The sequence below is a fragment of the Micromonospora sp. NPDC003197 genome (assembly GCF_053590565.1).
In genome coordinates this window covers 19,475-30,638 of record NZ_JBSFTE010000045.1, presented here as the reverse complement: position 1 = coordinate 30,638, position 11,164 = coordinate 19,475, and the positions used below count along the sequence as shown (strand labels likewise).

7 protein-coding genes are annotated in these 11,164 nt (G+C 65.4%); 6 read left to right on the top strand and 1 reads right to left on the bottom strand.

Going from position 1 to position 11,164, the window contains the following annotated elements:
- Positions 1-102 precede the first annotated feature (102 nt).
- Positions 103-630, top strand: coding sequence for a DUF6244 family protein (locus ACWDV4_RS30050; RefSeq protein ID WP_449985694.1), 528 nt, complete (start codon positions 103-105; stop codon positions 628-630).
- Between the two features lie 64 nt (positions 631-694).
- Here the strand turns inward: ACWDV4_RS30050 and ltrA are convergent, their stop codons facing one another.
- On the bottom strand, positions 695-2,437 hold the full coding sequence (gene ltrA, locus ACWDV4_RS30045; RefSeq protein ID WP_449985684.1) for a group II intron reverse transcriptase/maturase: 1,743 nt from the start codon (positions 2,435-2,437) through the stop codon (positions 695-697).
- Between the two features lie 891 nt (positions 2,438-3,328).
- On the opposite strand from ltrA, the gene ACWDV4_RS30040 reads away from it, so the two are divergent.
- The 5 genes from ACWDV4_RS30040 to pglZ all read left to right on the top strand — a co-directional run bounded on the left by ACWDV4_RS30040 (position 3,329) and on the right by pglZ (position 11,162).
- Entirely contained in the window at positions 3,329-3,751 is a 423-nt protein-coding gene (locus ACWDV4_RS30040) for a CdiA C-terminal domain-containing protein (protein WP_449985692.1), read from the top strand.
- 14 nt (positions 3,752-3,765) lie between these two features.
- On the top strand, positions 3,766-4,215 hold the full coding sequence (locus ACWDV4_RS30035) for a SitI3 family protein (protein WP_449985681.1): 450 nt from the start codon (positions 3,766-3,768) through the stop codon (positions 4,213-4,215).
- Between the two features lie 76 nt (positions 4,216-4,291).
- Positions 4,292-4,465, top strand: a complete 174-nt coding sequence (locus tag ACWDV4_RS30030; RefSeq protein ID WP_449985678.1) for a hypothetical protein — start codon at positions 4,292-4,294, stop codon at positions 4,463-4,465.
- Positions 4,466-4,695: 230 nt separating this feature from the next.
- On the top strand, positions 4,696-8,430 hold the full coding sequence (gene pglY, locus ACWDV4_RS30025) for a BREX-2 system ATPase PglY (protein WP_449985676.1): 3,735 nt from the start codon (positions 4,696-4,698) through the stop codon (positions 8,428-8,430).
- The gene (pglZ, locus tag ACWDV4_RS30020) at positions 8,427-11,162 is read left to right on the top strand and encodes a BREX-2 system phosphatase PglZ (RefSeq protein ID WP_449985673.1); all 2,736 of its coding nucleotides are present in this window, start codon (positions 8,427-8,429) and stop codon (positions 11,160-11,162) included. The genes pglY and pglZ overlap by 4 nt, the downstream gene beginning before the upstream one ends.
- Positions 11,163-11,164 lie beyond the last annotated feature (2 nt).

The window sequence follows — 11,164 nt, the reverse complement described above, 5'->3', positions numbered from 1 at the left end:
TGGTCGCAGAACCAGATACCGGAGACCTCTTCAGTTGTCGATCACCGCCACGCCGTGACCTTGATCAAACCCACCACTTCTGAAACACGCCTTAGGACCTGCATGTCACACGTCGAAAAGATTGCTGGTGAGCTGGCCTCCCTCAAGGCTGGTGTCGAGGCCGCGCAGGGGCGCGCAGCCGCAGCCGACCAACAGGCGCAGGAGGTGGCGCTACGGGCAGCTGGCTCTGGCTTCGCTGCGTTGGCGGCGGGAATGGTTCGAGTACGGGAGGCAATCGGCACTATTCAAGGTGGCTTGAACGGCCTTGCCGGCGCGACCGGTGAGGCCATGAAGTTGGCTGCTGCCGTTCCTGGCAGCGGCACACCGCAGGAGACGCTTGCCGGGCTTGCATCCGTCCAGAATGCCGTGGGCGGCCTCCACCAAGCGGCAGTTGGCGTAATAGACCAGATAGGTCACGCCCAACGACTCGTTGCCACGGTCCTTCAGGGTGGTCAGCCGGGTCCGATGCTGTCGGCGTTGGACAACATCAAGCAGGTGGTGGTGCTTGTGGTCCAACGCTCCGCTGAGGCCCGACAAGCCGTCGAGGTGGCGACGGCCGAAGCGCGCCAGCTGGGGGCCTCGGTCGGGTAGCCCCGGCATATTGCTATGCCGGGGCCCCCTCAGAACCGTGCGTGCGACTTTCACCGCACACGGCTCAAGCAAGCCCCGAGGGCGTTGGGGCGGGTAGGGGTGCTGGGCCGCTGCCGGGGACGGGTTGTCGTCGTAGGCAGTCGGCGTGGATGAGATGGCGTTGATCGTCCGGGGTGCCGGTTCCGGATTGTGCGATGTTCCCCTTCGTCATCGCTTTCCGGATGACTCGCAGCCATTGTTCCCACTCTCGTGGGGTGGCTGGCTGCTGATCGGCGTGCAGCAGGTAGTCCCCGCAGCGGGGGCATCGGCCGTGTTGGCGGCGTAGCAGCCAGCGGTCGAGCCCACTGAGCAGGGTCGGTCCCTTCGCGCGTCGGTTGGCCCAGTATTCGGCGAGGGCGGGGTCATCGGGTGAGGCCGCGCCCTTGACAATCTGGTGCCGGTCGATCTTGGTCCAGGAGAACCTCCGGAGGTAAGCGCCGGTTTCCCGGTCACCGAACACCCAGTTGTCCTGTCTGCCCGGGTTGAACCGGCCGAAGTACCGGGCCGTGACCCAGTGCTTCGACTTGTTCTGGTGGCGGCGTTTGGCCCACTTGTAGGTCAGCTGCCACATGTAGTGTTCCAGCGTGCCGAACGTGGCACTGGACGCCGCCGTGCGGTAATAGGCCGTCCACCCTCGCACGATGGGGTTCATCGCGAGAATGACGTCCAGTTGGCTGGCGCCGCGCATCGCTCTCATCGAGCGGCGTAGCCGTTCCCGCAGCCGTCTCACGGCCGCTTTGCTGGGTGTGGTCAGGGCACGATCGCCGTAACGGCGGATGGTGAACCCGAGGAAATCGAACCCGTCGTCAACGTGGACGATACGGGTCTTGTCCTCGTTGAACACCAGACCACGCGGCGTCAGCCACGCGGCCAGCCGCGCCTTGACCTGTTCAGCGCACTCCCGGCTGTCGCACAAGGCGACCAGGTCGTCGGCGTACCGAACCACCACGACGGGACACCGCTTGTCGATCTTTATCCGACCGTCGCGGCGTCCCTCGTAGCGCACTCCAGCGGCCTTTTCCATCCCGTGTAGAGCGATGTTGAGCAGCAGTGGGCTGATCACCCCGCCTTGAGGTGTGCCCTCGTCGGTCGGGGCGAACCGACCACGGTCCACCACACCGGCCCGTAGCCACCCGGCGATGCGTCCCCGTCCGGGAAAAGCACCGAGCGTGGCCAGCAGGTGGTCATGGTTGATGCGGTCGAACGCCGCCGCCAGGTCGGCGTCGAGGACCCAGGTCCGTTTCGGGTTCTTGCCCTTCACGACCTCGTGGATGGCCTCGATCGCGTCATGGCAGCCCCGGCCCGGCCGAAAGCCATACGACTTCGGCTCGAACCGTGCTTCCCACTCCGGCTCCAGCGCGTTGAGGACCCGAGCCTGAAGCACTCGGTCCACGATCACGGGAATACCCAGTGGGCGCTGCTTGCCGTTCGCCTTCGGGATGAACACCCGCTTGACCGGCAGGGCTGACCAGCCGTCGGCATGATGGTCGATCCACCACACCAGCCCGGCCTTGTCCTCGGAGGTCAGCGCAAGCCGACCGTCGATGCCCGCCGTCGCGCGGCCAGCGTTGAGCTCGGTAACGCGGCGCACGCTGACCAGCGTGTTCACCCGCGACCGCAGCATCAACTTCTGCAAGTTACGTACCTTTCGCAGATCCCCTGCCTTCGACGCCGAGAAGATCCGTAGCCGTAGACGCCGTACGTCGTCCTCGACCGCACGCCAATGCACCGCGTCCCAGTCGATGATCCCGCCCTCCGGTCCGTTCACCGTCTCGTCGCCCGAAGGCGATCGCGCGGCGTCTAACTTGTCCGTCGGTTGCAGCACCATGTGCCTCGTCTCTTCACAGGCTCACCTGGTCCACGTCAGCACCCTTTCGGGTCCGGGCATCAACCCGTATCCGGCCGGTTGGCCGGGAACGACTGGGTCACAGACCAGTCTTTGCCGTCCCGGTTTCCCGCTGCCTTTCGGCCACCGGCATTCGCTTCTTGGACCATCCTTTCCCGCCAAGGCATCGACTTCCCTCACGGTGGTCTACCGGCCGCGAGCAGCGACCGGACCCGGACGGGGTTTCCACGTTCCACGCGCGTAAGACCCAGCTGGGGTGGGTGCCTCCTCTACCCCGAGGGCGACGGTGTCCACACGGCCGACATTTCCTCCTCGACCGCCGCCTGCCGCTCTACCACGGCCAGCCCTTCTTACACCGCCCAACCACACACCATCTCGGACGGCAACCTGATTCACGAGGCATACAGAGGTTCACATCAATTCACCCGTCCAGCCTTCCCCTCACCCGTAACCCCCGGATGGTGCGGGAGTCCTTCGGCTTGAACCCCGAGCTTCGCACCCAGCCGTTACCAGCTACGCACGTCAGGGCGGGAACGGGCCAACGGACACTGGCCCGGAATCACACCATCGGCAACACTCTCCGATCCATCACATGGTGTATCCACTTACGCCGCGCGACCTCGTGTCGCACGGAAACTGATAGGGGCTGGCGGCCTGACGCCGACCAGCCCTTCCCGTGTTTCCGCCGAGGCTTCGAGGTTGACAAGCTCCGATGGTGACGTTGCAGCCTCTCGTGGAACCGCCGCAGGGATACCGTGGACCCGACGATGGACCGGCATCCTCGGTGGGTCGCCGACCGGGTCGCGGGCCAGAATCTCGCCGAACGACAAGCCTCCGCAACGGCGTGCGCTCGAGCTGGAAAATGAATGTGCTGACAGCGTCGCTGAGCAGGGCTACCGGATTCACCAGAATCCTAATAAGCAGGAAATCAGCGATGCTCGGCGTAACACTGGGGATTCTGGTGATCCGGGGCGATCTCCTGACTTCCTGATCGAGGGTCATGTCTTTGATTGTTACGCTCCCACTTCACACAAGCCGGTGCGTGGCGTTTGGAACGAGGTTTCCAAAAAGGTTGATGAGGGGCAGGCTCAGCGTGTGGCCCTGAATCTTCAGGATTGGCAGGGTGACTTATCCGACCTGCAGAAGCAGTTCGATGACTGGCCGGTCTCCGACTTGAAGGAACTTGTCGCTGTGACGCGGAGCGGTGCGATCGTACAGATCGTCAAGCGAGACTGAGGAAGGTTGTAGAGATGTCCATCGATTACCGACTGACGCTTGCAGGCAACATCCCCCTGGAGCAGGTGGCGGAGCTCGCGGCTCCGACCGCTGTTGAGGCCTCGACACTGTCGGGCGCGCGGATGCTCAGTGCTGACCTTTCCGATTCACTCGGGTACGCCGTAAGTATCACGTCGGGTAGTAGCGGCTACTACGACGCTGAAGACGACGGTGGAGATCTCTGGGTGTGGGAGCCTGCCTCGTATGTAGACGTTAACTTCCATATGCGCAAGGACACCCTTGCCGAAAAGGGGACGCTCAACATGATCACGGCGGTCGGTCGCATCTTGGCTGGTCGCTCGGAGGATGCCGCGCTCGTGCTGAACGGCAACTGGTTGATGCTGACCCGGGTCGGCGGCGAGCTGCGAAAGCACAACACCGCTGACTGGTTCGATGAAGACTACGCTGGAATCCTGCCAGATTGAATGCGGCTGAGTTCATGAGTTCACAGCCTGCGCGCGACAAGAGGTGGAGGTAGACAGCTGTGCTGACCTCCGGTCGTTGGTGACCGAGGGCAGGGCGGCGCTGGCTCGTAAGCTGTGGCTGGCCGTGCCGGGACAAGGCTCCGGTCTGTCGTGGAACTACCTGCTGATGCTGATCGGCTGCCCCGGCGTGAGGGCCGACCGCATGGATTGTCGATTCGTGGCGGCTGCGCTCGGTGCCGTAGGGATGTGACTCCTTCGGTTGCTGTCAGCTTGATCATGAAGGCTGCGGAGCTACTCCGGAAGTCACCGACGGATCTCGACTACGCCATTTGGCGCCATGAACGTGCCCGTCGACCATCGGCTGCACCATCGGTGCCGGAATGCATCAGCCGGCCAGCCGCCGATCTATAGCCGGTTTGTCGACAGTGGCGAGCTGTGTCCCTCAATGCCTCACCCTCGAGCCTCGGTACGGTAGGCGGTATGCCGCAGCCCACTCTTCCGCCGCTCCTCCGGGAAGTCATCGACATCCCGGAGCGGACGAGCACCAGTGACTTCGTGCTCAAGCTCGCTGACAGCGTCGGCGACGCCGAAACGACGCTTCGCGACTATGTGATCACCGACCGCCTGGTGGGGAACTTCGATGAGGCGCTCGGGCTGATCAAGTCGGCGGTCGAGGGACACGCCTCCAAGGCGGCATACCTGCACGGCTCGTTCGGTTCCGGTAAGTCGCACTTCATGGCAGTGCTGCACGCTTTGCTGCGTGGCGAGTCGGTTGCCCGTGGCCGGGACGAGTTCGCGCCGCTGGTCGCCAAGCACAGCGCCTGGTTGGACGGACGAAAGTTCCTGCTCGTGCCATACCACCTGCTCGATGCCCGCTCGCTGGAGCAGCGCGTCCTCGGCGGATATGTCGACCGGGTGCTCGCCCTGCATCCCAGCGCGCCAATCCCTGCGGTGCACCGTACCGACGCATTGTTGGAGCAGGCGGCTGAGCTGCGTAAACGGATCGGTGACGAGCAGTTCATCGCAGGCCTGCCCGGTGGCGACGCCGAGGACGAGTGGGGCGAGAGCGAGAAGTTCTGGACCGGTGCACGGCTGGACGAGGCGTTCGCCGCCGCCTACTCCGAGGAGTTGCGTCGCAAGCTCGTCAACGACCTGCTGACCACCTGGAACAAGGGCTTCTTCAGCAACGCGCGGGAGGACAAGGAGGCGTTCGTCTCGCTCGACCGGGGGCTCACCGAGATCAGCGGGCACGCCAAGGCGCTCGGCTACGACGGTCTGATCCTTTTCCTCGACGAGTTGATTCTCTGGCTCGCCAACTCCATCGGTGACCAGCAGTTCGTCTCTCGGGAAATCCAGAAGATCACGAACTTTGTCGAGGGCGGCGACACCCGCCGTCCGATTCCGGTCATCAGCTTCATTGCCCGCCAACGTGACCTGCGGGAACTCGTGGGCGAGGAGGTTACCGGGGCCCACGAGCTGAGCTACCAGGACACCCTCAACCTGGCCAGTGGCCGGTTCGACGTGATCAAGTTGGAGGATCGGAACCTTCCCGAGATTGCCCGCCGGCGGCTGCTCAAACCCCGGGACGCCGCCGCCGGGGAGGCAATCACCGACGCCTTCGGCAAAGCCACCAAGGTACGACGGGAGGTGTGGGACACCCTCCTCGGCAGTGACTCCGGCAGTGGTGCCGACATCGAGGCGTTCCGCGCGACGTACCCGTTCAGCCCGGCCTTCATCTCCACCCTGGTGCACGTCTCCAGCGCGCTGCAACGCTCGCGCACCGCGCTCAAGCTGATGCGCCAACTGCTGGTCGACCGCCGCGAGACGCTGCGCCTCGGGCAACTGGTGCCACTCGGTGACCTCTATGACGTGATCAGCGGCGGTGGCGACCAGCCGTTCACCGAAAAGCTCAAGGCCGAGTTCGAAATGGCCCAGAAGCTGTACGAGACGAAGCTCCGGCCCCATCTGCTCGGGCAGTACGGGCTTACCGAAGACGACCTCGACCAGGCGCGCCGGGGCGTTGAACTGCCAGACGCGACAAGTGGTCGGGTGCGGGCCTTTACCGGCGACGACCGGCTGATCAAGACACTGCTGCTGAGCGCGCTCGCCCCTAGCGTCCCGGCGTTGCGTAACCTGACCGCCCGCAGGCTTTCCGCCCTCAACCACGGCAGTATCACCAGTCCGATTCCTGGCGGTGAGGTAGCCCAGGTGAACCGGAAACTCGCCGACTGGGCCGGACAGTTCGCCGAGATCCGGATCGGTGAGGGCGACGACCCGGTGGTGTCGTTGGAGTTGGTTGGCGTGGACGTCGACAGTGTGCTCGCGACCGCCAAGCACTACGACAACGATGGTGCCCGCAAGCACATCGTGCAGCGTCTGCTCTGGGAGCAGATGGGGGTGCCCTGGAGCGACTCGTTCTTTGCCGAGGCCGGTCTCACCTGGCGGGGCAGCCGCCGCAGCATCGAGTTGGTCTATGGCAATGTGCGAGACCCGAACGACATCCGAGACGAGGCGTTCCATCCTCACGGTGAGAGTGCCTGGCGACTGATCATCGACTATCCGTTCGATGACGGCAGTCACGGTCCGGCGGACGACCGCCAGCGGGTGCAGGAGCTGACCGGGCGAATCCATCCGCGGACGGTCTGCTGGATTCCCGCCGCACTGACCATCGAACGGCTCAACGAGCTGGGCAAGCTCATCATCATCGACAAGCTGCTCGAAGGGCAGCGGTTCGACAGCCACGCCGAACACCTGAATCCCGACGACCGGCGACGGGCTCAGGCCGCCCTGGCCAACCAACGCAGCGCGCTGCTGGTCAAGATGCGCGGAGTGCTGCGTCAGGCGTACGGGCTGGCCGCGAAGCAGCCCACCGACGTCCGGATCGGCTTTGACGATCACCTGCTGTCGTTGACCCGGGCACTGACTCCCATGCTGCCCATGGGGGCGAGTTTCAACGACACGCTACGCAGCATCGGCGACCAGATGCTCAGTCACCAGTTCCCCGCCCACCCCGACTTCGACCCAGATCGCAAGAACGAACCGGTACGGCTCGGCGAGGTCAAGACCGTGCTTGAGCAGGTGCGCCGTGCCGTTGAATCCCCCGAGGGGCGGGTCGAGGTCGAGCGGGCGCACCGACAGACCATGCGACGCATTGCCAACCCACTTGGGCTCGGCGTCATGCACGAGGCGGCCTTTGTTATCGAGGGGAAGTGGTCACAGCACTTCCAGCAGAAGGCCGCGAGTGAGGGGATCCACGGTGAACTGCGGGTCCGGGACCTGTACCGCTGGATCGACGAGCCCCACCCGATGGGGCTCGACCCGAACGTCGCCCAGCTTGTCGTGGCGATGTTCGCCGAGCAGACCGACCGGGCCTTCTACTATGGCGGCGGCGTGGTCAACCCGCCTCCCGAGATTGGCCGGATCACGGCCGATCACACGCTGCGCGAAGAGCGGCTGCCTAGCGAGCAGGATTGGGAGGTAGCGCGTAGCCGGTCTGCGGCGATCTTCGGTATCCAGCCCATGGCACTGCTCCGGGGCCGGTTGGTGGGGCTCTTCGGCCGTGACCTGGCTGAATGCGCCAAACTCCACCGCGACAAGGCCCACGACCTGGTCACCGACCTCAAGTCGCACGCGGCGCAGCTTCAGCTCGACCAGGCGGCATCCACCGGCCGGCTCGCTACCGCTCGCGGTGCCGCCGATCTGCTGGACGCGATCCACACCGGTGGCTCTGCCGTGGAGATCATCGAACGATTTGCTCGCGCTGATCTGCCAGGCCCGGCCGACCGCACCGGAAAGAGCATCATGAGCGCGGAGGTGGTAGCCAACGCGCTCAACGCCGCCCCGTGGGACACCTTCGAGATCGTCGCCAGCCTGCCAGAGCCGTACGTGAAGGAGGCCGAAGCGATCTTCGCCCGGCTGCGGGAGGCGGCTCGGGTCGACGAGCTGACCGCAGCCCTCGCGCCCGCGCTGCGACATGCCCAGGCCGACGCCACGGCACTGTTGCGTCGGGCAACTCAGAAACCCCTACCTCCTGACGACGATGGCCGAGATGGCAAAGGCAGAGGGGCAGGTAATAAAGGCGGTACGGCGGATCCGACGAGCGGCCACACCAGGGTGTCGGCTGACGATCTCGAATCCGTGTTGGCCGCACTTCGCGTGTTCGCCGGCAAGAATGGTGGCAGCACCATCGAGGTGACCTGGAGAATCGTGTCGTGACCTTGGCACCAGCCAATATGCCGGCCCTGCGGATCAACCCGGTGGCGCTCGGCCAGAAGGTGGCCCAGCAGCTCGACCGGCACCGCAACGGGGACGCGTACCCGGTGATGGTGGTTCGCGCGGAGCCGGCGTGGCCGTATGAGCCGGTCTTCGCACTGCCCGACGGCCGGACGGTACGGGTTGTGCCCTGCCTGTCACCGCTCGCCATCTGGGAGCATCTGGTCGCTGAACGGGACGACGAGGTGCTGGTGCTTCTCACGGACCTGCCGGAGTGCCAGCTCGGTTCGGGGATACGCAGCCGAGTGTTTCGGCAGCGGCTGATTCCGGTACAACCCTGGGACCTTGTGATGGATGCCTTTGGGGTCCAGTCACCGGACACCGCACTGGAGGCGGAGAGTTGGGCCAGTGAGGCCCTTCTTGATGCGATGCCGCCCACCGGATGGCCGAAGCTCACCGCAGCGATCCTCACCCGGGACGTCGCGATGCGGCACCTCGCCGCCGTACGCCTCGGCCTGGACCGTTTCGGCGGTGGGCCGGAGGGCTTGGACGTGGCGATGCTGCTGTGGTGGAGCTCTGAGCCCGCTGCGGTGGAGGCGTTCCGCCAGTTGCGTTTCGCAGAACGCGATGGCCTGTCCCGATGGTTGGTCGAGCAGCTCGGCAACCCGGCACAGGCGCTGCTTGCGCTTGTCGCAGCCGGGCACGGCCCGGACGCCCTACCGCTTGGCCTGGTCTGTGCCGAGGTCTGGGGGCCGCGTGCTCCAGACGCCAGGGCGCAGGGCCGGATTGACCAGTACTTCGGTGACCTGGATCGGGACGATGACACGATCCGGGGGTTTGCCGGGGCAGCCGTGCAGGTCGTGACTGCGATGCTCGCCGTTTCTGACCGTGAGTTGGCCGTTCGGCGGCAGGGACACGCGATTCTGGACCGTGCCGAGGAACTGTTGATCCAGTTTGGCGCCAAGGGCAGTGGGGTGCACAGCGCGATCCTGCGGTCCGGATTCACCCACCGTCTCGGCGTTGCCGCCGAGGCGATGCTGGAGGCCGTTCGGAGCACCGTCACCCCGGAGCTGGAGTCGGCTGTTGGGAGCCTCGCCGCGCACCTGTTGGCCGATGCGGAATCGGAACGGGTCCGTCAGGTCCGGATGGCGCTACGGTTGCTCCGCTGGCTCGACACGGCCGTGGATCTCCCGGTCAGCGTCGCCGATGGCGTGGACCGGCAGATCGCGGAGTGGAGCTGGGTCGACGTCGCGTTGAACCACGTCTGGGCCGGCGAGGAGGTCCACCCGACGCTGCAAGCCGCATTGCGGGAGATCTACCACCGGGCAGCACAGCGTCGACGTGACCTCGATGCGGCGTTCGCGCGCCGCCTCGGTGCCTGGGCCACCGCCGGTCCAGCCAGCGACGGCGACCTACTGACCGTCGAGAACCTACTGCCTCGCATTGTTGAGCCGCTGGTCCGGGCCAATCATCCGACGTTGCTGGTGCTACTCGACGGAATGAGCGCTGCGGTCGCGGTCGAACTTGCTGATCAACTGTCCCAGCACTGGGTGGAGTACGACCCGAGAGGCGTTGGCCGGAGCCGCCGGAGAGGAGTGGTCGCCGCGCTGCCGACGCTGACTTCGGTGTCCCGTACCTCCCTTTTCGCGGGCACCCTCCGTAGCGGGACGCAGGAGACCGAAAGGCAGATTTTCGCCAAGGGGCGGTGGGGAAGCGGCGCTCGGATATTCCACAAAGGGCCATCCCGAGGTGGTGCCGGAGAGGTGTTCTCGGGTGAACTCGCCGACGCGATAGCCACCCCGGAACACCTCGTCGCGGTTGTGATCAACGCGGTGGATGACTCACTCGCCTACGGCCGGGACGGTGATGAGGCCGGCTGGCAGCTCGACGACGTCGGCTTCCTGCGTAACCTACTGAATCTTGCCCGGTCCGCTGGGCGCGCTGTCATCATCACCAGTGATCATGGCCATGTCCTCGAACGTGGCGGCGAGCAGCTTCGGGCGACTGACGCACTCTCCGCCCGACACCGTACCGGGGAGGGTGTCGTCCGGGCCGGGGAGATCGAGCTGACCGGCCCCCGAGTGGTCGCTGCGGACCACCGGATAGTCGCGCTCTGGGATCCGCAGCTGAGATATCGTCCCAGCAGGGCTGGCTATCACGGTGGTGCATCGTTGGCCGAGGTGACCATTCCACTGTTGGCGTTCCTGATGCCCAACGTCGAAAATGCGCCGACGGGCTGGACTGCGATCGAGGTACGGCATCCCGACTGGTGGCAGGCGACGAAGTCCGCCTCTGCGGCGGTGCCCCTGCCTCCCGTACCGAAGCCTCGCCGGAAGGCGCCGGTCGTAGCCGGCGAGGCGCTGTTCGACGTACCCGGTGACGAGCCGCCGCTTACTGCGGAGCCGCCGGTTGGTGACCGTGATCTGGTGACCCTTCTGCTTGAGACGGAGCTGTTCAAGGCGCAACGCGGTTTGCTTCCCCGGCCGGTGTCGCCGCAGAAGATCGGCGCGGCACTCCGGGCACTGCTCGATGCCAACGGTGTGCTGCCCACCGCCGTGCTCGCGGATCGGGCAGGCGAAGCCCCAGCTCGGGCAGGTGGGTTCGTCAACACCCTGCAACGCATCTTCAACGTCGACAACTACCCGGTGTTGACCGCGATAGACAACGGGCGGAACGCACGCCTTGATGCTCGGCTGCTGCGTGAGCAGTTCAAACTGCCCGAAGGGGCATCGTGAGA